Genomic DNA, 21,714 nt, shown 5'->3' with positions numbered 1-21,714 from the left:
CTACCCCAAATCCGGGCTACTGCCGTCCGGGAACCGCGACGCATTGTCAGCGGTTCCGCTTGACCATGGGCCCACTGGCAGCCGTTCCGGCCTTCGGGCAGAGTGGCGGCCGATGACCGAGCTCGTGCCGATCCTGCTGGCGCTGATCGCTCTCCTGACCGGCGTCAGCCTGCTGGCGCCGCTGTCGGAACGGGTCCGGCTGCCCTTCGCGGCGCTGCTCGCGGGCCTCGGCATCCTGCTCGGCCTCGCCGACGTGCTGCTGCACCTGCTCGGGCTGGGCTGGCCGGCCGGCGGCCGCTTCGCGGTGATCGACAACCTGTTCGACGGCCTGCGCGTCATCGGCCTGGGGGCGGACGGCTATCTCTACCTGTTCCTGCCGCCACTGCTGTTCGCCGCCGCGCTCGAGGTCGACGTGCGGCTGCTGCTCGACGAGGTCGCGGCGGTGCTGCTGCTCGCCGTCGTCGCGGTCGCGGTCTCGGCCGGGGCGATCGGCTTCGCCCTCTACGAGGCCTCCGAGCGCGGGCTGGTCGTCTGCCTGCTGCTCGGCGCCATCGTCGCGACGACGGATCCGGCCGGCGTCATCGCGATCTTCCGCGACCTCGGCGCGCCGCGCCGCCTGACCGTGCTGGTCGCCGGCGAGAGCCTGTTCAACGACGCCGCGGCGATCGCGCTCTTCGCGCTGCTGCTGACCATGCTGACCCTCGGCCTCGAGCCGCACCCGATGGCGGCGGCGACGGCCTTCCTGATCGACTTCGTCGGCGGCCTCGGCCTCGGCTTCCTGCTCGCCCGGCTGTCCTGCCTCCTGCTGGCCTACCTGCGGGACATGCCGATCGCCGCGATCACCCTGTCGGTCGCGCTCGCCTACCTCGCCTTCATCCTGGGCGAGAACTATCTCGGCGTCTCCGGCGTCGTCGCCGTGGTCACCGCCGGCCTGGTGATCTCGGTCGAGGGGCCGCTGCGGATCTCGCCGGGCTCCTGGAGCCATCTCGCCCAGACCTGGCAGCAGCTCGACTTCTGGGCGACCTCGCTGGTCTTCGTGCTGGCCTCGATGCTCGGCGTGCAGCTGCTCAAGGACATGACCTGGAACGAGCTCGGCCTGCTCGGCGTGCTGGTCGTCGCGGCCCTGGCGGCGCGCGCGCTGGTGCTGGAGGGGCTGTTCCCGCTGCTCGTCCTGACCGGCCTCGCCCGGCCGCTCGGCCGCAAGACGCGCTTCGTCATGCTCTGGGGCGGCCTGCGCGGGGCGGCGACCCTGGTCCTGGCGCTCTCGGTGGTCGACAGCCCGGCGCTCTCCGACGAGGTGCGGCGCTTCGTCGGCGTGCTGGCGACCGGCTACGTGTTCTTCACGCTGTTCGTCAACGGCACGACCCTGAGGCCGCTGATCGGCTGGCTGAAGCTCGACCGCCTGTCGCCGACCGAGCGGGCGCTGCGCGACCGGGTCATGGCCCTGTCCGGCCAGGCGATCCGGCGCCAGGTCGCCGAGACCGCCGAGAGCTACGGCTTCGATTCGGCCCTGGCCGACGGCCTGGGGCCGCCCGATCCGCCGCCTGGCGACGCGCTGCGCGTCTCGCCCGAGCAGCGCCTGGAGGTCGGGCTGCGCACCCTGGCGAACCGCGAGAAGGAGCTCTACCTCCAGCACTTCCAGGACCGCTCGCTGTCGCGCGGCCTGGTCGGCCGGCTGGTCGCCCTGGCCGACCGGCTGCTCGACGCGGTCAAGATCGAGGGCGCCGAGGGCTACCGCCGCGCCGGCACCCGGCCGGTGCTGCTGACCGGCAGGCTGCGCTTCGCTCCGGCGGTGCAACGGCTGACCGGCTGGAGCACGCCGCTCGCCGAGGCCCTGGCCGACCGCTTCGAGCTGCTGCTCGCGGTCCAGCTCGTGCTGCGCGAGCTCGAGAGCTACAACCGCCAGTCCCTCGGCCCGCTGCTCGGCAATGCGGTGCGCGACGCCCTGGCGGGCCTGATCGAGGCACGCCGCACCGCGGTCGACGACGCCCTGGCCGCGGTCGACCTGCAGTACCCCGGCTTCGCCCGCGCCCTGCGCCGCCAGTACCTGGCGCGCGCCGCCCTGCGCCTGGAGGAGAGTGCCTACCGCCACCAGCTCGAGGAATCGGTGATCGGCCGGGAGGTCTTCGCCGACCTGATGGCGGACCTCGAGCGGCGGCGCCGGGCCCTGGACCGGCGGCCCTCGCTCGACCTCGGCCTGCGGCTGATGGAGATGGTCCGCCGCGTGCCGCTGTTCCGCCAGGCCGACACCCGCGGCCTCGCCGAGCTCGGGCAGATGCTGCGCGCCCGCCTGGCCTATCCCGGCGAGCGCATCGTCGCCCGGGGCGCCACCGGCCGATCGATGTACTTCATCGCCTCCGGGGCGGTCGAGGTGCACCTCGACGACCGCTCTGTCCTGCTCGGTCCCGGCGAGTTCTTCGGCGAGCTCGCCCTGCTGACCCGGCAGCCGCGCAACGCCGACGTCGTGGCCAGCGGCTACTGCCACCTGCTGGAGCTCGAGGCGCGCGACTTCCGCCGCCTGATGCGCCGCCATCCCGGCCTGCGCCAGCAGATCGAGCGCATCGCCTCGGAGCGCCGGAACGGCGCGCCGGCGCCGGAGCCGCAGCCGGACATCGCTTCCTGAGCCGGCTCAGAGGCTGCCGAGAAACGCGTCGATCGCCGCGATCGCCTCGTCCCGGTTCTGCGCGGCGCTGCGGCCGCTCGCCTTGCGCGGCTTGAGGTCGTGGTCGCCGTCGGCCAGCCAGTGCAGCCGCAGGGCCGGCGACAGGGCATAGCCGGCGACCTCCTCCGGGCCGCCGAAGGGATCGCGCGTGCCCTGCAGGATCAGGCCCGGCGTGGCGAGGCCGGCCAGGTGCGCGGTGCGCGTGCGCTCCGGCCTGCCCGGCGGGTGGAAGGGATAGCCGAGGCAGACCAGGCCGCGCGCCGGCCTGCCCTCGGCCTCCAGCTCGGCGGCCAGCAGGCTGGCCATGCGGCCGCCCATCGACTTGCCGCCGAGCACCACCCCGCCGGGCCCGCCGAGCGCCTCGACGACCTCGCGCCAGCAGGCCAGCAGCACCGGCTCGCGGTCGGGCGGGCGCCTGCGGCCGTCTGCCCGGCGCCTGGCCATGTAGGGGAACTCGAAGCGCGCGACCCGGCGGCCGCGCGCCGCCAGGCCCTCGGCGACGGCGGTCATGAAGGGCGTGTCCATGCCGGCCCCGGCGCCGTGCGCCAGCGCCAGGGTCAGCGCCGCCGCGCCTCCGTCGATCTGCAGGAACGATTCGTTCACCGGCTCTTAACCCTCCTGGCGGCAGGTTAGAGGCTTCGGAATTTCGGGCAAGGAGTGCCGCGCCTTGGAAACGGAAGACGACATCCGCCAGCGCGACCTCAGCGGCAAGACCGTCCGCGAGATGGACGAGCAGGAGAAGCTGGAGATCAAGCGCCGCTTCGACGAGTTCGTCGAGCTGGTCAAGACCCGCAAGGTCCGCGTGCAGACCCCGGCCCGTCCGAGGCAGGTGACCAAGTGGAACCCGCTCGCCCAGGGCGCGAAGCGGGTCTGACCCCGGCCGCCGCGAGGCGGTTCAGGAGCGGGCGACGCCGACGGCGCGCGTGAGCGCCGCCTGTCCGGCGCCCAGCAGCAGCTCGATCAGGATCGCCAGGGCCGCTGCCGGCACCGCGCCGGCGAGCAGCCGCGTGGTGTCGCGCAGCGCGATGCCCTGCAGGATCAGGTCCCCCAGGCCGCCGCCACCGATGAAGGCGGCCAGCGTCGCGATGCCGACGCTCTCGACCGCGGCGGTCCGCAGCCCGCCCAGGGTCGCCGGCAAGGCCAGGGGCAGCTCGACCCATGCCAGGCTCTGCCAGGGCGTCATGCCGATGCCGCGCGACGCCTCCAGCAGGGCCGGCGGCAGGTCGCGCAGGCCGACGTAGGCGTTCAGGTAGATCGGCAGCAGCGCGCGCAGGGTCAGGGCCAGCAGCGCCGGCGCGAAGCCGATGCCGAGCAGGGGGATCGCGAGGCCGAGCACGGCGAAGCTCGGAACGGTCTGCCCGAGGTTCGCGACCACCGAGAGGATGCGGCCGAGCCGCGGCGTGCGCGAGGCCGCGACCGCCATCGGGAAGGCGATCGCGAAGCCGAGGCCGGTCCCCGAGAGGGTCAGGGTGAGATGCTCGCCCAGCAGGCGGCCGACGAGGTCCCGGTTGTCGAGCAGGAAGGCGACGAGCGTTTCCATCGGCGGGCTAGCTCCGCACCGTCCGCTCGAGCAGCCGCAGCAGCTGGTCGCAGGCCAGGGCGAGGGCCGCGGTCGGCAGGGTGCCGGCCAGGATCAGGTCGTTGTCGGCGGTCGCGATGCCGCGGAAGATCAGCGTGCCGAAGCCGCCGGCGCCGATGTAGGCGGCCAGGCTGGCGATGCCGATGGTCATGACCGCGGCGATGCGCAGGCCGGCGACGATCAGCGGCAGCGCGAGCGGCAGCTCGACGAGGCCGAAGAGCTGGCGCCGCGTCATGCCGATGCCGCGGCCGGCCTCCAGGATCGGCGCCGGCACGCTGGCGACGCCGATCGCGACGTTGCGCATGATCACCAGCAGCGAATAGATGCTGAGGCCGACGATGGCGGTGCGGACGCCGAGCCCGAGCAGCGGAATCAGGAAGGCGAAGAGCGCCAGGCTGGGCACCAGGTAGAGCAGCCCCGCGACGGTCAGGGCCGGCAGCTCGAGCCAGCGCAGCTTGGCCGCTGCGACGCCGAGCGGCAGGCCGACGAGCAGCGCGATCAGCACGGCGCCGAAGGCGACCGTCAGATGTTCGAGGCCGAGACGCAGGATCGCCTCCGGATTGCTCAGGACGTAGTGCACGAAGGGCGCCCCTCAGCCCGGCGGTGCGACGGCCGCGGCGATGCCGCGCACCAGGTCGGCCGGCTCGAGCAGCCAGCCGTTGCCGCCCGGCGCGGCGCCGAGCGCGATGGTGCGCGCCTCCCGGCGCCCGGCGGCCAGGGCGCGCAGCACCTCGAGCAGGGAGGCCTCGGCCGGCAGGTCGGGCCGTTCGACCGTCGCCGGGCGGCCGAAGTCGCGGGCCCTGACGAAGTGCAGGCCGAGCAGCTCGCGGCTCTCGGCGAGATAGTCGGAGACGAAGGGCGTCGCCGGCGCGAACAGCAGCTCCTCCGGCGTGCCCGCCTGGACCACCGCGCCGTCCTTGAAGACGACGATGCGGTCGGCGAGGCGGAAGGCCTCCGGCAGGTCGTGGGTGACGAAGACGACGGTCTTGCGCGTCTCGCGCTGGATGCGCGCCAGCTCGTCCTGGAGCTGCTTGCGGATCAGCGGGTCGACCGCCGCGAAGGGCTCGTCCATCAGGATGACCTCCGGGTCGGCGGCGAGCGCGCGGGCCACGCCGACGCGCTGCTGCTGGCCGCCCGAGAGGGCCGCAGGTCGCCGCCGGGCGTACTCGCCGGGCGGCAGGCCGACCCGCTCCAGCATCTCGTGGGCGCGCTGCCGGCACTCGGCGCGCGGCCGGCCGGTGATCCGCAGCACCGCCGAGACGTTGTCCTCGACCGTCATGTGCGGGAACAGGCCGATCTGCTGGATCACGTAGCCGATGCGCCGGCGCAGCTGCACGGCGTCGATGGCGGCGGCGTCGACGCCTTCGACCAGGATCCGGCCGGCGGTCGGCTCGATGACGCGATTGATCATCTTGAGCGTCGTCGTCTTGCCGCAGCCCGACGGGCCGACGATCGCGCAGAACTCGCCCTCCGCCACCGAGAAGGTGGCGTCGCGTACGGCCGTCGAGGCGCCGTAGCGCTTGGCCACCTGCTCGAGACGGAGGGCTTCGGTCATGGCGCGCGCTGGCTCGTCAGTGGGTCTGCAGGGCCAGGCCGTGACGCTCACCGAGCGCCCGCAGCGCGGCCGTCAGCTCGCGGGCGATGGCCAGGCAGTCGTCCAGCGGATAGCGCCGGCACTCGTAGCCGAACACCTCCTTCAGCGTGCCCGCCGCGACGTCGGTGAGCACGATGGTGCCGTCCGCCTCGATCGCCTCGATGCCCTCTGCGCGCTGCGCCTCCCAGTTGATCGCGACGGCCTCGTCGCGGCCGAGGCCCTCGGGCAGGGCGAGCGCGACGCCGCTCTCGTCGACCTGCAGGGGATAGCCGCCGACCAGGCCGAGCGGGCCGGGGGCGTGGATCAGCCGGCCGACCGGCTCGAGCAATGCCGTCAGGATGCGGATCGCCGAGGCCGCGACGATCCAGGTCGCCGCCGCCGCACCCGGAATGCGGGCGACGTCCGGCACCGCCGCGAAAAGCGCCGCGCGCTCGACCCGGTCGCTCACGTCCCGACCGTCGACCGAGATGCGGACCGGGAAATCGAGCCCGTGGGCATGGCCGTGCATGAGGATGTTGTAGGCGTGAAAGTGATGCGCCACCAGCGTCACGCCGACCCGGTGGCAGGGCACGCCGAACTGCGCCGCCACGACCTGCTGCAGTGCCGGCACCAGCAGGTCGCCGTTGCCGATGCCGACGTCAGGCGCCAGGCCCGCGGCGGCCAGCGCCGGGTTGACGCCGTCGGGATAGGAGCTGTTGACGACGACCGTGCGGATGCCGCTGTCGCGGACCGCGCGCATCAGGTTGTAGGCGAGGGCGGCATGCGAGGCCGACCAGACGCCGGAGCCGGCGCCGACGACGTGCAGGCGCTGCTTGACCGCCTCGGGCAGCAGGTCGCGCAGCCACCAGGTCGCCAGCGTCGTCGCGTTGAACACCAGGTCCGGGTCCAGCCGTGCCAGCAGCTCGGCGGTGCCAGCGACGTCGCGCAGGTCGGCGCGCTCGACGCGGACCCGGGTCTCGCAGCCCCACTGGAGGGCGCCCTGCTGGGCCGAGTTGGCGCGCCGCCAGGCGCGGTCGGAATCGAGGTCGGCGAGGACGATCTCGCCGCGGAAGCTCGGGTGGCGGGCGAGCAGCTCGACGACGATGCCGCCGAGCTCGCCGGCGCCGAAGACGACGACCTTCCGATGCCGCTTGATCATGATCTTGTAGGCTCTCCGTGAGGGTGGGGCGGGCGCAGTCAGCCGGAGCCGGCCCGGACCGCGGGGATCCGGGCCGTCCGGAGCTCCGTCCGGTCGATGGGGCGGGTGGCCGGCGCCTAGTGCAGCAGGCCGGCCTTCTGGAGGAACTCGCGGGCGACGGCCTCGGCCGGCCGCTTGCCCTGGTCGATCGCGGAGTTGATGGCGACCATCGTCGCCTCGTCGATCTTGCCGGCCAGGGCGTTCAGTGCATCGGCGACGTCGGGATGGGCGGCCAGGGTCTGGCTGCGCACGACGGGCGTCAGGTAGTAGGGCGGGAAGAAGCGCTTGTCGTCCTTCAGCACGGTCAGGTCGTTGGCCTTGATCCGGCCGTCGGTCGTGAAGACCGAGATGACGTCGACGTTGCCGCCGGCGATCGCCTGATAGACCAGGCCCGGGTCCATGCCGCGCGTGCCCTTGAACGCCATGCCGTAGGTCTTGGAGAGCCCGGGCAGGGCGTCCGGCCGCACGAGGAACTCCTGCGTCGAGCCGAGGGTCAGGTCGCCGGCGTGGGTCGCGAGGTCGCTGAGCGAGGCGATGCCCAGCTTCTCCGTGTCGGCCCGGCGCATCGCCAGGGCGTAGGTGTCGTTGAAGCCGAGCGGCTTCAGCCAGGTCAGGCCGAACTGCTCCGCGTAGGCCGCCTTGACGATGCCGTAGGCCTCGTCCGGGTCGTTGACCACCTTGTGCTTGAGGATCGCGAGCAGGGCGGTGCCGGTGTACTCCGGATAGAGGTCGATCTCGCCGCTGACGATCGCCTCGTGGATCACCGAGGTGCCGCCCAGGCCGATCTTGCGGTCGACCTCGTAGCCCTTGGCCTCCAGCAGGTCGGCCAGCATGTGGGTGACGACGATGCTCTCGGTGTAGTTCTTCGAGCCGACGGTCAGCTTGTCGGCGGCCTGGGCCGGGCCGAAGAGGGACAGGGAAGCGAGCAGCGCGGCGCCGGCCAGAACCGTGCGCCGGGTCGATCCTTCGAGCATGGACTCTTCCTCCAGAGGGTTGCCGCCGAGCCGGCGTGCCGCCCGCGATCCCGCTCCCCGGCGGGGCTCGTCACGGCCCGGTCATAGTCTCCGGCCTATTTCAAAAAATCAAATAAAATCAACGACATCAGAGTGACGTCACTCTGATGTCACGCACATTCTGGGCTGGCCAGAGCGACCGGTCCGGGCCTAATCTCGCCGCTCCGGACGACACAGCGACGCGGCGAGGGACGGCGTGGCCAAACCCACCTTGATGATCTTCGGACTGGGCAACGTCGGCGGCCAGGTGCTGGAGTTCCTGGCCCGGGTGCCGAACCTCGGCTGGCGCGTCGTCACCGCGGGACGCGACGCCGAGCGGGGCCTGCGCAAGACCCGCTCGGCGATCTTCGGTGCCAGCTACCTCGGGCTCTACCCCGATATCGGCTTCCAGCGCGCGGACCTGACCGACGTCGCCGCGACGGCGGCGCTGATGAGCGCCGTGCGGCCGGATATCGTGGTCAACGCGGCGAGCTCCGCGGCCTGGTGGCTGCGCGACCTGCTGCCGCCGGCGATCCGGCGAGATCTGGTCTCGCTCGGCCCCGGCATCTGGTCGGCGGCGCACATGGCGCCGGCCTTCAGCCTGATGCGCGCGATCGAGAAGAGCGGGACCGCGCCGCTCTACCTCAACGTCTCCTACCCCGACGTGGTCAACGTCGCGCTCTGCAAGGCCGGCCCCGGCCCCTCGGTCGGCGTCGGCAACATCGACCTTCTGGTGCCGGCGATCCAGCACGTCGCGGCGCGCCGGCTCGGCGTGCCGATGCGCCACATCGTTCCCTACATCGTCGCGCACAACCACCATTCCTACGGCGTCCTGACGCGCGGCACGACGGACGGCCACGACTTCTTCCTGAAGATCGTGCTCGCGGGCACCGACGTCACCGACCGCTTCGACCGGGAGCGCCTGATGGCCGAGGTCGCGGAGACCTCGTCGATCCCCGAGGCGGCGGGCGCCAGCGCCCTGGCCGCCGGCTCGCTCTGCAAGGTGCTGCTGGCGATCATGACCGACAGCGGGGAGCGCTCGCACATCCCCGGCCCGAACGGCCTGCCGGGCGGCTATCCGGCGGTGCTCGGCGCCGGGGGCGCGCAGCTCATGCTGCCGGCGAGCCTTGGCCTCGACGAGGCCATCGCGATCAACGAGGAGGGGCAGCGGGCCGAGGGCGTCGAGACGATCGGCGGCGACGGCCGCATCGTCTTCACCGAGGCCGCGAGGCGCGTGCTGCGCGACAGCTTCGACCTCGACATCGAGGGTTTCGCGCCGGCCGAGTCGCAGCGCGTCGCCGCGCAGGTCGACCGCAGCCTCAAGGCGCTGGGCGCACGCTACGGCCTGCACAGCTGAGGCGGCGGCGCCCGGCGGCCGCCGGCCCGGGCGCTACCAGGACGACTTCTGTTCGCGCATCAGCTTCTCGGTGATCGCCTCGAGGATCCAGGTATTGCGCGAGATCTTGCCGGGCCGCCGGGCGCGCGCCTCGTCGATCAGCGAGAAGAGATAGACCGACCCGCGCAGGGTGAAGCGGAGCTCCTCCTCGGCCTGCGGCGGGGAGCCCGGACTGCTCGTCGGGGGGGAGGAACGCTCTGTCATTGGGGCTCCGGTCGGCGCAGGGGCGGGACCGACTCTAGCAGGGCGGCCTCCGGAAGCCGACGGCGACTTGCGGCGGGCGGAGGGCCGTCAGGTCTTGTTGCGGAAGCGGTCGAGCGTGACGACGTTCTCGCCGGGCTTGGCTTCGGGCTCGGCCTCGTCGTCGGCGGCCTCCTCCGGCTCCCCGGACTCCGCGCCCTCCTCTTCGCTCTCCTCGTCCTCCTCCTCGACGGCGGTCGAGGCGAACTGCAGGCCGAAGCGCACCGAGGGATCGGCGAAGGCGGCGACCGCGGCGAAGGGCACGACCAGCGTCTCCGGCACCTCGTTGAAGGTCAGGGTGACGCTGAAGCGCTCGGGCTCGACCGTCAGGTCCCAGTAGCGGTGCTGCAGCACGATCGTCATCTCGCGCGGATAGCGCTGCTTCAGCGCCGGCGAGACCTCGACCCCCGGCCAGTCGGTCCGGAAGGTCAGGTAGAAATGGTGGTCGCCGGTCAGCCCGTGCTCGGCGGTCACCTCCAGCGCCTCGCGCACGACGTTGCGCAGCGCGTTCTCGACCATCCGGTCGTATCGGAACAGATCGTCCATCATCTCGGCAGTCTAGCGACATCCGGCCGATAATAAAGGGCCCGCGAGGGCGCGGTCCGGCGGCGGCCTGGGAAGGGGGGAAGGCGGGGCGCTTCTGTTGCCAGGTGCGCCCCAAACCCCGCCTAGACGCGCTGAACGCCTAGGACTTTAGAGTCGGTTCATCCGACCGCATTACGCGGCGAGACGAGCCTCAGCATAGTTGTCGTTGGCAACTATGATTTTGGCCCGATAACGGCGGTACCATGCCGGGCGCCGATCGCATCTTTACTGCAGGTGTCGATCCTGGTTCGCCCCCGTCGGCGGGGCGGCGCCGGCTCCATCGAAGCCCTTGGCACCGCTCCCGGAAACTGGTGGAGGCGCCGGGTACTGCCCCCGGGTCCACTCTGCCTATTCCATACGCCCGTTTAGCGCCATATCCGGTTGCCCGGCAGGGATGAATGTAGGGACTTTTGCCGCCGGCGCAATATGCCGTAAGGGAGGGCGGGCTGATGGCGGCGACCGGGGATGGCGACCGGGGATGGCGACCGGGGGCGGCCGCCGGGAAGCGTCGGCAGGAGGAGATGAAAGGATGGAGCACACGCCGACGGCGGGGGTGCGGGTGCGCGAGGAGCGGCGTGGCGATGCGGCGGTCGTGGACGCGCTGATCGCGGAGGCCTTCCGCGGCCACCCCTACAGCCGCGGCCAGGAGCCGGCGGTCATGGCGGCTCTGCGCGACGGCGGTGGCGCGACCCTTTCGCTGGTCGCCGAGGAGGCCGGCGCCGTCGTCGGCCAGGTCGCGTTCTCGGCGGTCACGCTCGACGGGCGCGCGACGGGCTGGCAGTGCCTCGGCCCGCTGGCGGTCCGGCCCGACCGCCAGCGGCTCGGCATCGGCAGCGCGTTGATCCGCGAAGGCCTGGAGCGGCTGCGCGCCGCCGGCGCGGCGGGATGCCTGCTGGTCGGGGACCCGGCCTACTACGAACGCTTCGGCTTTCGCGGCTTTCCGGACCTGACGGCCCCGGGCGTGCCGGCGAGGAACCTGCTGGCTCTGCGGTTCGGCGAGGCCTTGCCGGCGGGCTCGGTCGGCTTCGACCCGGCCTTCTCGGCCGGCGAAGACCGTCCGTCCTCCTGACCTTCCTCTCGCTTGACTCGACTCTGCCGCGCGCGGAGCTTGGGACCATGCCCGTCAGCGACGACCAGCGCGCCGAGATCGCGGCGCAGCGCGGCAGCAGCCGCCCGACCCGCCGAGCCACCGTCGAGGCGCTCGAGGAGATCCTCTACGAGCCGCTGCCGGTGCTTGACCACGGCTTCGTGCGCGTCGTCGACTACATGGGCGACGACGCGGCGGTCGTGCAGGCGGCGCGTGTCTCCTACGGCACCGGCACCAAGAAGGTGCACGAGGACCGCGGCCTGATCCGCTACCTGCTGCGGCACCGCCACACCACGCCCTTCGAGATGTGCGAGCTCAAGGTCCACGTGAAGCTGCCGATCTTCGTGGCGCGCCAGTGGATCCGGCACCGCACGGCCAACGTCAACGAATACTCCGGGCGCTACTCGATCCTCGACCGCGAGTTCTACGTGCCGGCGCCCGGGCACCTGGCGGCGCAGTCGGCCGCCAACCGCCAGGGCCGGGGCGAGGTGCTGCAGGGCGCCGAGGCCGCCGAGGCCCTGGAGATCCTGAAGCGCGACGCCGAGACGGCCTACGACCACTACGAGCGGCTGCTCAACGCCCGCGAGGACGGCACGGTGCTTGACGAGGGCCGCCAGGGCCTGGCGCGCGAGCTGGCGCGCATGAACCTGCCGATCAACTTCTATACCCAGTGGTACTGGAAGGTGGATCTGCACAACCTGCTGCACTTCCTGTCGCTGCGCGCCGACGCCCACGCCCAGTACGAGATCCGGGCCTATGCCGAGGTCCTGCTCGAGGTCGTGCGGCGCTGGGTGCCGGCGACCTCGGAGGCCTTCGAGGACTACGTCTCCGGCGGCGCCCAGCTGTCGCGCCAGGGCCTCGACATCGTCCGGCGGATGCTCGCCGGCGAGGCCGTCACCCAGCCCGACAGCGGCCTTTCGCCCCGCGAGTGGCGCGAGCTGATGGCGACCCTCGGCCGCGGGGACTGACCGCCCTTCCCGGCGCGGCCGGGGGCGACGCGGTTTCCCGCGGTTGTGGGATGCTTGGGCGCCCAGGACTCTCTGCTTCCGCTATTGCACGGACCCGAAGTAGCGGGCGCCGCCGCCTAAGTGCGAACTTTGCATCCGCCCCTCGGCCGGCGCTCCCGGCAGCGCGAATTAACGGAAGGGAAAGGCAGGGCCTGTATCTGCTTTCGGCTGTAGGGCCCCGCGCCGACACATCTGCCGGGAGAGTAGTCATGCTGCGCAAGCTGCGGGTCGGAAAGATCGGGTTGCGCCTGGCCGTGGCTCTGGGCGCGACGGCGCTGCTGGCCGTCGCGGTGACCACCAGCGCGAACCTCTGGGTTGCCGCGGACCTCAGCAACCAGGCTTTCGAGCAGAAGCTGTCCGGCCTGCGTGCCCAGCTGGTAGACGCCATCGCGGCCGAGGCGCGCCGCGCGCTCTCCATGGCCTCGACCGTCGCCGAGGACACCGCGGTGCAGGAGGCCCTGGCGGCCCGTGACCGCGAGCGGCTCGCCAAGATGTTCGTGCCGCAGTTCGACAAGGTGAAGCAGGAGCACGGCGTCCGGCAGTTCCAGTTCCACCTGGCGCCGGCGACCTCGTTCCTGCGCGTCCACAAGCCGGAGAAGTTCGGCGACGACCTCTCGTCGTTCCGCTTCACCGTCGTCGAGGTCAACACCAAGGGCAAGGCCATCTCGGGCCTGGAGCGCGGCGTCGCCGGCCTCGGCATGCGCGGCGTCGTGCCGGTGACGCACGACGGCAAGCAGGTCGGCTCGGTCGAGTTCGGCCTGTCGTTCGGCCAGGCCTTCTTCGACGAGTTCACCAGGCACACCGATGCCGACGCGGCGCTCTACGTGCTGCGCGACGACAAGATCGAGACCTTCGCGACGACCTTTCCGAAGAGCGTGAGCTTCGATCCCGAGCTGCTGCGCCAGGCGGCCGGCGCGGCCAGGTCGACGATCCTGCCGCGCATGGACATCGAGGGCGTCGCGCACGCCGTGCTGCTGACGCCGATCGAGGACTTCAGCGGCAGGGTGATCGGCGTTGCCGCGGTCGGCTTCGACCGCAGCGCCATCGACGCCGCGCTGGCCTCGGGCCACCGCCTGTCGATCGCGATCGGGCTCGCCGCGCTGCTGGCTGCCCTGCTGATCGCCTGGCTGATGAACCGGCAGATCGCCAGGCCCGTCTCGGCGATCACCGAGATCATGCGCCGGCTGGCCGCCGGCGACACCACGGTCGCGATCCCCGGGCGCGAGCGGCGCGACGAGCTCGGCGCCATGGCCGAGGCGGTCCAGGTCTTCAAGGACAACGCCGTCGAGAAGCTGCGCCTCGAGGAGGAGCAGCGCGCCGCCGAGCTGCGCGCCAAGGAGGAGAAGAAGCGCGCGCTGAACGGCCTGGCCGACGGCTTCGAGGCCTCGGTCGGCAGCATCGCCGGCAGCGTCTCGACGAGCGCCGGCAAGATGGAGCAGACGGCCCAGGAGATGGCCGAGATCGCGCAGCGCACCGACCGGCGCGTCGCCGAGGTCAAGGACACCTGCGCGGGCGCCAGCGGCAAGGTGCAGACCGTCGCGACGGCGGCCGAGCAGCTCAGCGCCTCGATCTCGGAGATCTCGCAGCAGGTCGCGCGCGCCAACGAGGTCTCGCATCGCGCCGTCGAGGAGGCGGCGGCGACCGACGGCACGATCAAGGGCATGACCGAGGCCGCCGAGCGGATCGGCGAGGTCGTCAACCTGATCCAGGCGATCGCCGAGCAGACCAACCTGCTGGCGCTGAACGCGACGATCGAGGCGGCGCGCGCCGGCGAGGCCGGCAAGGGCTTCGCGGTCGTCGCTTCCGAGGTCAAGAGCCTGGCGACCCAGACCGCCAAGGCGACCGACGAGATCGCTCAGCAGATCGCCGCGATGCAGGCCGCGACCGGCGGCGCCGTCGAGGCGGTCGCCTCGATTGCCAGCCGGATCCAGCAGATCGGCGAGGTCACGACCTCGATCGCCTCGGCCATCGAGGAGCAGAGCGCCGCGACGCGGGAGATCGCCCGCAACACCCAGGAGACCGCCGGCGGCACGCGGGCGGTGTCGAGCGGCATCGAGGAGGTGCGCCAGGACGCCAGCGCCTCGAGCGAGGGCGTGCGCCGGGTCGCCGAGGCGGCCGGCGAGCTCAACGCCCAGACCGGCAAGCTGGAGAGCGAGATGCGCGCCTTCCTGGCCAAGGTGCGGACGGCCTGACGCGGCCGCCCGGGCCCTGGCGTTGCCTCAGCTGACCACGCCGGTCGGCGGGCGGCGGCGGCTGAGGCCGGTCGAGGCGTAGATCAGCACCGCGGCGAGCAGCACCAGGCCGCCGGCCAGGGTCGAGGCCGCCGGCACCTCGCCGACCAGCAGCCAGGTCAGCAGCGGGCCGAGCACGACCTCGAGCAGCGACAGCAGCGTGCCCTCGGCGACCGGCAGGACGCGGGCCCCGCGGGTGTAGAGCACCAGGCCGACGCCGAGGTTGAGCGTGCCGAGCAGCAGGGCGAAGACGGTGTCGGCGGGGGTCAGCAGGAAGGACAGGCCGCCGGCGAGGCAGAAGGTCGTCGCGAAGGCCGTGCCGAACAGCCCGCCGTAGAACACCGAGGGCAGCATGTCGGCGTTCTTGCGCCAGCGCAGCACCACCGAGTAGAGCGCGAAGCCGAGCGCCGCCGCCAGGCCCAGGATGTCGCCCAGCGAGCCGCCGCCGGCGAGGCCGTCCGAGACCATGATGCCGACGCCGACCAGGGCGACGGCCATCGCGACCCAGGTCGTGCGTCGCACCCGCTCGCCGAGCAGGAACTGGCCGAGCACGGCGCCGAGGATCGGCGAGCAGGACAGCAGGAACAGCACGTTGGCGACCGTCGTCGTGGTGATCGCCAGGACGTAGATCGAATAGGTGAAGCCGATGCAGAGCCCGGCCAGGGCCGCCGGCCAGCCGGCCGAGCGCAGCAGCGGCAGCGCGCGGCGCCCCTCGGTCAGCGCCAGATAGAGGCAGAGGAAGACGACCAGAGAGGCCGAGCGGTAGAACAGGATCTGCCAGGCGTCGGCGGCCTGGATGAAGCGGACCAGCGGGCCGCCGATCGACCAGAACAGCGTCGCCAGCAGCACCATCGCCCGGCCCCTGGCCAGGCGCGCGCCCTCCTCGTCGAAGCCGGCCATCAGCGTCGTCATGGGACGCGATCATGAGGCCGTCGGGTACCGAACGGCCACGGCTTTTTTCGCGGCCGCGGCCGCCGCGGCCTATTGCGGGGTCATGCCGCGCAGGCGCTCGGAGCGGCGGCGCAGCAGTTCGAGCACCGTCATCAGGGCGATCGAGACGACGATCAGGCAGGTCGCCACGGCCAGGATCGCGGGGCTGATCTGCTCGCGGATGCCCGACCACATCTGGCGCGGGATCGTGTACTGCTCGGGGTTGGGGGCGATGAACAGCACGACGACGACCTCGTCGAAGGAGGTCACGAAGGCGAAGAGCGCGCCGGAGATCACGCCGGGCAGGATCAGCGGCATGATGACCTTGCGGAAGGTCGTCGCCGGGTTGGCGCCGAGCATTGCCGAGGCGCGGATCAGCGACTGGTCGAAGCCGATCAGCGTCGCCGTCACCGTGATCACCACGAAGGGCGTGCCGAGCGCCGTGTGCGCCAGGATGATGCCGAGCAGCGAGCCGGTCAGGCCGACGCTGGCGTAGAAGAAGTAGATGCCGGCCGCCGTGATGATCAGCGGCACGACCATCGGCGAGATCAGCACCGACATGATGAAGGTGCGCGCCGGCATGTGGCTGCGCGACAGGCCGAGCGCCGCCAGGGTGCCGAGGACGGTCGCCAGCAGCGTCGCGAAGAAGGCGACGATGATCGAGTTCTCGACCGACTGCATCCAGCGGGCGTCGTTCAGGAACAGGTGGTACCAGCGCGTCGAGAAGGCCGAGGCGTGCAGCGTCAGCATCTCGTGGGTGAAGGTGAAGTAGGGCTCCGCGTTGAACGACAGCGGGATGATGATCAGGATCGGCGCGATCAGGAACAGGAACACGCAGCCGCAGAGCACCCGGAACAGGACGTACCAGATCTTCTCGATCGGGCTGGCGTAGCTCGGCAGGGTGGTCAGGACGGACATGGCGGTTCCTCCTCAGCCGAGCGAAAGCTTCTCGACGCCGACCAGGCGGTTGTAGAGCGCGTAGAGCAGCAGCACGCCGGCCAGCAGGATGCCGCCGAGCGCCGCGGCCAGGCCCCAGTTCAGCGACTTCTGCATGTGGAAGGCGATGAAGTTGGAGATCATCTGGCCGGTGCGGCCGCCGACCAGGGCCGGCGTGATGTAGTAGCCGATCGACAGGATGAAGACGAGCAGCGCGCCGGCGCCGACCCCGGGCAGGGTGTTCGGCGCGTAGACCTTCCAGAAGGCCAGGAAGCGCGGCGCGCCCAGCGACATCGCGGCACGCATGTAGCTCGGCGAGATGGTCTTCATCACCGAATAGAGCGGCAGCACCATGAAGGGCAGCAGGATCTGCGTCATCGCGACCAGGGTGCCGGTCTGGTTGTAGATCATCTGGATCCGGCCGTCGTCGGAGATCAGGCCGAGCCAGACCAGGATGTCGTTGAGCACGCCCTCCTTGCCGAGGATCACGATCCAGGAGGTCGTGCGCACCAGCAGCGAGGTCCAGAAGGGCAGCAGGACCATGATCATCAGCAGGTTGCTGGTGCGGATCGGCAGGGTCGCGAGGAAGTAGGAGATCGGGTAGCCGAGCAGCAGGGTCAGCAGGGTGACCAGCAGCGACATCCAGAGCGTGCGGATGAAGATCGGCACGTAGATCTGCGTCTCCTCCGGCGCCATCACGATATTGCCGTGGTCGTCGTACTGCCGGTCCGTGGCGGCCAGGTACTGCAGGATCGAATAGGCGTGGCCGAGGCGCTCGATCGTCGCCCAGGTGTTGAGCTTGCCCCAGTCGGGGTTCTCCTGGATGAACCAGTCGCGCCAGCTGGTCACGTTCTTGGCGTCGTCGATGTGCCGGGCGGTGCGCGTGAAGATGCTGCGCAGGCCGCCCTCCTCGAAATTCACCCGGGTCGCGACCTGGCCGATCGTGCGGTCCTCGCGGGTCTGCTTCATGTCGACCGCGAAGGCGGCGAAGACCGACTCGGGCGGCAGCTGGTCGCGGTCGGTCCAGTCCTTGAAGGCGGTCACGGTGTTCGGCAGCAGGGTCACGATGGTGTCGTCGTAGATGCTGCGCCAGAGCATCTGGGCGATCGGGTAGATGAAGGTGACCGCCAGGAAGACGAGCAGCGGCGTCACCAGCAGGAAGGCGCGGATCTTCGCGCGGCGCTCGGCGCGGTGCAGCGCCCGACGCAGCGGCGTGCCGTCCGCCGTGGTCAGCCCCTGCAGCTCGTCGATCGTCGCCTGCGCCATCTCGGAAGTCCCTGACGGAATGAGGAAGGGCAAGAGGGCTGCCGGCGGGCAGGACAGCCCGCCCGCCGGCAGCGGCTCAGGTTACTGCGCCAGCCAGGCGGCGAAGCGCTCGTTCAGCTGGTCCTGGTAGTCGGCCCAGAACTCGAAGTCGTTCTGCAGCGCATTCTTGAAGTTGTCCGGGCTGGTCGGCATGTTCGGCCCCATCTTCATGTCCGAATCGTGGAAGTTGCCGATCAGCGGCACCGACGACTTGCGGGCCGGACCGTAGGAGATCCAGGAAGCCTGGTCGGCCAGACGCTGCGTGTCGGTCGAGAACTTGACGAAGTCCAGGGCTTCCTTGGCGTGCGGCGCGCCCTTCGGGATGACCCAGAGGTCGAGGTCCCAGACCTGGCCGTCCCAGACGATGACGAAGGGCTTCTTCTCGCTGGCCACGGCGTTGAAGATGCGGCCGTTGTAGGCGGTGGTCATGGCGACCTCGCCGTCGGCCAGCATCTGCGGCGGCTGGGCGCCGGCCTCCCACCAGATGACGTCCTTCTTGATCGTGTCGAGCTTCTTGAAGGCGCGGTCGACGCCCTCGGGGGTCGAGAGCACCTGGTAGACCTTGTCGGCCGGCACGCCATCGGCCATCAGGGCGAACTCGAGGTTGACCTTCGGGCCCTTGCGCATGGCGCGCTTGCCGGGGAACTTCTTGGTGTCGAAGAAGTCGGCGATGGTCTTCGGCTTCTCGCCCGGGAACTTGGTCGCGTCGTAGGCGTAGATCGTCGACCAGACGATCGTCGCGACCGAGCAGTCGGTCAGCGTGCCGGGCAGGAAGTCCTGCCGGGCCGGCGTGCCGTCCGGGGCCGGCGGCAGCATCGAGGAGTCGATCGGCTCCAGCAGGCCCTCGTCGCAGCCGCGCACCGCGTCCGACAGCTCGACGTCGACGACGTCCCAGGTCACGTTGTTGGCCTCGACCTGCGCCTTGATCTCGGCGAGGCCGCCGTTGTAGTCGGCCGAGACGATCGGGATGCCCGTCTTCTTGGTGAAGGGCTTGTGATAGGCCTCGACCTGGCTCTTGGTGTAGGCGCCGCCCCAGGACACGACGGTCAGCGGCTCGGCGGCCTTGGCGGCGCCCGCGACGAAGGCCGCGAGCCCGACCGCCAGGACGGTCGTCTTAAGCAGGTTACTCATTACCTCAGCTCTCCCTGTTGAAACGGCCGGTTGGGTCGCCCGGCCTCTCGGATCCGTCCCCTGGCGGGAGCGGCCTCCCTCTCCGACCGCCCGTGCTCGGGTGCCTGGGCTCAGGCGTCGAGCGCGCGGCAGTCCTCGATCGCCCAGCCGAGCTTCACCCGGCTGCCTCGCTGCAGCGACGAGTGGCCCTGGGCGTTCGGTACCTTGACGACGAAGTCGTCGCTGCCCGCGAGGCTGCAGCGGGTGCGGATGTGGTCGCCGAGATAGATCAACTCCTCGACCTTGGCGTCGAAGACGTTCGGCAGCGCGCCTTCCGGCGGGTTGATCTGCACCCGCTCGGGGCGCAGCGACAGCGTCGTCGGACTGCCTTCGCCGGAGACGTTGACCGGCAGCGCCTGGACCTGGCTGCCGCTGTCCAGCGTGACGAGGCAGGCATTCGAGCCGTTCAGCTTGGCGACCTTGCCGTTCAGCCTGTTGTTCTCGCCGATGAACTGGGCGACGAAGGCGTTCTTCGGCCGCTCGTAGAGGTCGGACGGCGTCGCCAGCTGCTGGATCACGCCGTCGTGGAAGACCGCGATGCGGTCCGACATGGTCAGCGCCTCGGACTGGTCGTGGGTCACGTAGACGACGGTGATGCCGAGCTGCTCGTGCAGGTGCTTGATCTCGAGCTGCATGTGCTCGCGCAGCTGCTTGTCGAGCGCGCCGAGCGGCTCGTCCATCAGCACCAGCGTCGGCTCGAAGACCAGGGCGCGGGCCAGCGCCACGCGCTGCTGCTGGCCGCCGGACAGCTGGGCCGGCCGCCGGTTGCCGAAGCTGCCGAGCTGGACCATGTCCAGGGCCCGCTGGACGCGCTCGGCGACCTCGCTCCTGCCCTTGCGCCGGACCTGCAGCGGGAACGCCAGGTTCTCGCTCACCGTCATGTGCGGGAACAGGGCGTAGTTCTGGAACACCATGCCGATGTCGCGCTTGTGCGGCGGCACGTTGTTCAGCCGCTTGCCGCCCAGCTCGATGTCGCCGTGCGTCGGCGTCTCGAAGCCTGCCAGCATCATCAGCGTGGTCGTCTTGCCAGAGCCCGACGGCCCGAGGAGGGTCAGAAACTCCCCCCGGCTGATGTCGATGTTGAGGTTCTTTACGACCAGCGTTTCGCCGTCGTAGCTCTTCTGGACGTCCGTGAATCGTACGAGTACGTCGTTCTTTCTTGCCATTCCCTGCCACCGGCTCCCGCGTCGCTCGTGATCCCCCGCGTCCGCACAGCCGTTTCTTGTCTGATGCCCTTATGTCTTTTCGGTATGGCTGTCTTGCTGCAGCCCGATGGTTCGGATGCTATTTCAACGGCGCCGTGATTTCGAGTCAGTTTTTGGGCAGTGCACAAAAGCGGGGCCGCGAGCCGCCCGCCGAGCGACGATAGACCACGCCAACCCTCGCCCCGCCGCCGCAGCGGGAGGAGAAGGTGCCTGTCGAGCCGGCGACTGCCGGGGGCGTCACGCGGCGCGGCGGAGCCCGAGTTCCGACCAGATGGTCTCGAGCGCGAACAGCAGCTCGTCCATCTCCTGCGGGCCGTGCAGCGGCGAGGGCGTGAAGCGCAGCCGCTCGGTGCCGCGTGCCACGGTCGGATAGTTGATCGGCTGGACGTAGATCGCGAAGCGCTCCAGCAGCGCGTCGCTGACCGCCTTGCAGAGCCGGGCCTCGCCGATCAGCAGCGGCACGATGTGGCTCTCGCTCTCGATCATCGGCAGGCCGGCGGCGCGGAAGCGGCGCTTCAGCTCCGCGGCGTTGGCCTGGTGCTGCCGCCGCTCGGCGTCGCTCGTCTTGAGGTGCCGCACGCTGGCCAGCGCCCCGGCGGCCAGCACCGGCGCCAGCGAGGTCGTGAAGATGAAGCCGCTGGAATAGGAGCGCACGAAGTCGACCAGCGCCGCCGAGCCGGCGATGTAGCCGCCCATCACGCCGAAGGCCTTGGCCAGCGTGCCCTCGATCACGGTCAGGCGGTCCATCAGGCCCTCGCGCTCGGCGATGCCGCCGCCGCGCGGGCCGTAGAGGCCGACCGCATGGACCTCGTCCAGGTAGGTCATGGCGCCGTGCCGGTCCGCGACGTCGCAGATCTCGCCGATCGGCGCGACGTCGCCGTCCATCGAGTAGACGCTCTCGAAGGCGACCAGCTTCGGCCGCTCCGGCGCGAGGGCGGCGAGGCGGCGGTCCAGGTCCTCGGGATCGTTGTGCCGGAACACCTGCTTCTCCGCCCGGCTGTGGCGGATGCCCTCGATCATCGAGGCGTGGTTCTTCTCGTCCGACAGCACGACGCAGTCCGGCAGCTGGGAGGCCAGGGTGCCCAGGCTGGCCCAGTTCGAGACGTAGCCGGAGGTGAACAGCAGCGCGCCCTCCTTGCCGTGCAGCTCGGCGAGCTCGCGCTCCAGCAGGACGTGCAGGTGGTGGGTGCCCGAGATGTTGCGGGTGCCGCCGGCGCCGGCGCCGTAGCGCGCGACCGCCTGCTGCATCGCCTCGATGACCGCCGGATGCTGGCCCATGCCCAGATAGTCGTTCGAGCACCAGACCGTGATCGGGCGCGGCGCGTCCCCGCCGTCGTGGCTCAGCGCCCCGGGGAAGCTGCCGGCACGGCGCTCCAGCTCGGCGAAGACGCGGTAGCGGCCTTCGGCCTTGAGGGCGCGCAGGCGCTGTTCGAAGAAGGCGTCGTAATCCATCGTGCGCTCGATACCGTTGTGTGTCGTGTCGGGCTCCGGGAAGCCCTGTCTGTACCTAAGCCTGCCCCCCGGATCGTGAAAGTCTCGTGAGCATCAGCGAAAAGTCTCGCAGATTGCCGCCTGCCGGGGCAATGAAGGATGCTCGCGAGGCGGCGCCCTGCCGCAG

The 21,714-nt window shown here is 71.0% G+C and carries 20 protein-coding genes and 1 other RNA gene; 6 read left to right on the top strand and 15 right to left on the bottom strand.

From position 1 onward, the window contains the following. The first annotated feature begins 112 nt into the window (after positions 1 to 112). Positions 113 to 2,623, top strand: a complete 2,511-nt coding sequence (locus B9O00_RS00725; RefSeq protein ID WP_085120509.1) for a cation:proton antiporter domain-containing protein — start codon at positions 113 to 115, stop codon at positions 2,621 to 2,623. 6 nt (positions 2,624 to 2,629) lie between these two features. Here B9O00_RS00725 and B9O00_RS00720 read toward each other — a convergent pair whose 3' ends face one another. Beyond that, positions 2,630 to 3,265: an alpha/beta family hydrolase gene (locus B9O00_RS00720; protein WP_085120508.1), complete on the bottom strand. Its 636-nt coding sequence runs from the start codon at positions 3,263 to 3,265 to the stop codon at positions 2,630 to 2,632. A gap of 64 nt (positions 3,266 to 3,329) precedes the next feature. Between B9O00_RS00720 and B9O00_RS00715 the strand changes: the two genes are divergently transcribed. After that, positions 3,330 to 3,536: a hypothetical protein gene (locus B9O00_RS00715; protein ID WP_085120507.1), complete on the top strand. Its 207-nt coding sequence runs from the start codon at positions 3,330 to 3,332 to the stop codon at positions 3,534 to 3,536. Between the two features lie 21 nt (positions 3,537 to 3,557). Here the strand turns inward: B9O00_RS00715 and B9O00_RS00710 are convergent, their stop codons facing one another. The 5 genes from B9O00_RS00710 to B9O00_RS00690 all read right to left on the bottom strand — a co-directional run bounded on the left by B9O00_RS00710 (position 3,558) and on the right by B9O00_RS00690 (position 7,986). After that, positions 3,558 to 4,202, bottom strand: a complete 645-nt coding sequence (locus B9O00_RS00710) for an ABC transporter permease (protein WP_085120506.1) — start codon at positions 4,200 to 4,202, stop codon at positions 3,558 to 3,560. Positions 4,203 to 4,209: 7 nt separating this feature from the next. Further along, the gene (locus tag B9O00_RS00705; RefSeq protein ID WP_085120505.1) at positions 4,210 to 4,821 is read right to left on the bottom strand and encodes an ABC transporter permease; all 612 of its coding nucleotides are present in this window, start codon (positions 4,819 to 4,821) and stop codon (positions 4,210 to 4,212) included. Positions 4,822 to 4,833: 12 nt separating this feature from the next. Continuing rightward, entirely contained in the window at positions 4,834 to 5,796 is a 963-nt protein-coding gene (locus B9O00_RS00700; protein ID WP_085120504.1) for an ABC transporter ATP-binding protein, read from the bottom strand. Positions 5,797 to 5,812: 16 nt separating this feature from the next. Beyond that, the gene (locus tag B9O00_RS00695) at positions 5,813 to 6,973 is read right to left on the bottom strand and encodes a saccharopine dehydrogenase NADP-binding domain-containing protein (protein WP_085120503.1); all 1,161 of its coding nucleotides are present in this window, start codon (positions 6,971 to 6,973) and stop codon (positions 5,813 to 5,815) included. A 116-nt stretch (positions 6,974 to 7,089) separates the two neighbouring features. Then, entirely contained in the window at positions 7,090 to 7,986 is an 897-nt protein-coding gene (locus tag B9O00_RS00690) for an ABC transporter substrate-binding protein (RefSeq protein ID WP_085120502.1), read from the bottom strand. 235 nt (positions 7,987 to 8,221) lie between these two features. On the opposite strand from B9O00_RS00690, the gene B9O00_RS00685 reads away from it, so the two are divergent. Then, positions 8,222 to 9,361 (top strand): Rossmann-fold NAD(P)-binding domain-containing protein, encoded by a 1,140-nt coding sequence (locus tag B9O00_RS00685; protein WP_143596113.1) that lies wholly within the window; start codon positions 8,222 to 8,224, stop codon positions 9,359 to 9,361. 33 nt (positions 9,362 to 9,394) lie between these two features. Here the strand turns inward: B9O00_RS00685 and B9O00_RS00680 are convergent, their stop codons facing one another. The 3 genes from B9O00_RS00680 to ssrA all read right to left on the bottom strand — a co-directional run bounded on the left by B9O00_RS00680 (position 9,395) and on the right by ssrA (position 10,654). Beyond that, positions 9,395 to 9,604 carry a hypothetical protein gene (locus B9O00_RS00680; protein WP_085120500.1) on the bottom strand — a complete coding sequence of 70 codons (210 nt, stop codon included), beginning with the start codon at positions 9,602 to 9,604 and terminating at the stop codon, positions 9,395 to 9,397. Between the two features lie 87 nt (positions 9,605 to 9,691). Next, positions 9,692 to 10,189 carry an SspB family protein gene (locus tag B9O00_RS00675; protein WP_085120499.1) on the bottom strand — a complete coding sequence of 166 codons (498 nt, stop codon included), beginning with the start codon at positions 10,187 to 10,189 and terminating at the stop codon, positions 9,692 to 9,694. Between the two features lie 78 nt (positions 10,190 to 10,267). After that, positions 10,268 to 10,654, bottom strand: a transfer-messenger RNA (tmRNA) gene (ssrA, locus tag B9O00_RS00670). 100 nt (positions 10,655 to 10,754) lie between these two features. On the opposite strand from ssrA, the gene B9O00_RS00665 reads away from it, so the two are divergent. The 3 genes from B9O00_RS00665 to B9O00_RS00655 all read left to right on the top strand — a co-directional run bounded on the left by B9O00_RS00665 (position 10,755) and on the right by B9O00_RS00655 (position 14,511). Continuing rightward, positions 10,755 to 11,294 (top strand): GNAT family N-acetyltransferase, encoded by a 540-nt coding sequence (locus B9O00_RS00665; RefSeq protein WP_089229519.1) that lies wholly within the window; start codon positions 10,755 to 10,757, stop codon positions 11,292 to 11,294. Between the two features lie 47 nt (positions 11,295 to 11,341). After that, positions 11,342 to 12,280: an FAD-dependent thymidylate synthase gene (gene thyX / locus B9O00_RS00660; RefSeq protein WP_085120498.1), complete on the top strand. Its 939-nt coding sequence runs from the start codon at positions 11,342 to 11,344 to the stop codon at positions 12,278 to 12,280. A 248-nt stretch (positions 12,281 to 12,528) separates the two neighbouring features. Continuing rightward, positions 12,529 to 14,511 carry a methyl-accepting chemotaxis protein gene (locus B9O00_RS00655; protein ID WP_159460056.1) on the top strand — a complete coding sequence of 661 codons (1,983 nt, stop codon included), beginning with the start codon at positions 12,529 to 12,531 and terminating at the stop codon, positions 14,509 to 14,511. A gap of 27 nt (positions 14,512 to 14,538) precedes the next feature. Here the strand turns inward: B9O00_RS00655 and B9O00_RS00650 are convergent, their stop codons facing one another. The 6 genes from B9O00_RS00650 to hemA all read right to left on the bottom strand — a co-directional run bounded on the left by B9O00_RS00650 (position 14,539) and on the right by hemA (position 21,548). After that, complete coding sequence (locus tag B9O00_RS00650; protein WP_085120496.1) at positions 14,539 to 15,462, bottom strand: DMT family transporter; 924 nt, start codon at positions 15,460 to 15,462, stop codon at positions 14,539 to 14,541. A gap of 69 nt (positions 15,463 to 15,531) precedes the next feature. After that, a complete protein-coding gene (locus tag B9O00_RS00645) occupies positions 15,532 to 16,398 on the bottom strand; it encodes an ABC transporter permease (RefSeq protein ID WP_085120495.1) in 867 nt (288 codons plus the stop codon). A 12-nt stretch (positions 16,399 to 16,410) separates the two neighbouring features. Further along, positions 16,411 to 17,682 (bottom strand): ABC transporter permease, encoded by a 1,272-nt coding sequence (locus B9O00_RS00640; protein ID WP_085120494.1) that lies wholly within the window; start codon positions 17,680 to 17,682, stop codon positions 16,411 to 16,413. Between the two features lie 81 nt (positions 17,683 to 17,763). Beyond that, positions 17,764 to 18,852, bottom strand: coding sequence for an ABC transporter substrate-binding protein (locus tag B9O00_RS00635; RefSeq protein ID WP_085120493.1), 1,089 nt, complete (start codon positions 18,850 to 18,852; stop codon positions 17,764 to 17,766). A 110-nt stretch (positions 18,853 to 18,962) separates the two neighbouring features. Next, positions 18,963 to 20,057 (bottom strand): ABC transporter ATP-binding protein, encoded by a 1,095-nt coding sequence (locus B9O00_RS00630; protein WP_085120492.1) that lies wholly within the window; start codon positions 20,055 to 20,057, stop codon positions 18,963 to 18,965. Positions 20,058 to 20,333: 276 nt separating this feature from the next. Next, positions 20,334 to 21,548, bottom strand: a complete 1,215-nt coding sequence (gene hemA / locus B9O00_RS00625; RefSeq protein ID WP_085120491.1) for a 5-aminolevulinate synthase — start codon at positions 21,546 to 21,548, stop codon at positions 20,334 to 20,336. Positions 21,549 to 21,714 lie beyond the last annotated feature (166 nt).

The sequence above is a fragment of the Tistlia consotensis USBA 355 genome (genome assembly GCF_900177295.1).
GTDB classification, from domain to species: domain Bacteria; phylum Pseudomonadota; class Alphaproteobacteria; order Kiloniellales; family DSM-21159; genus Tistlia; species Tistlia consotensis.
Note: the sequence above shows the minus strand (reverse complement) of the source record. Positions and strands in the feature narration are given on the sequence as shown.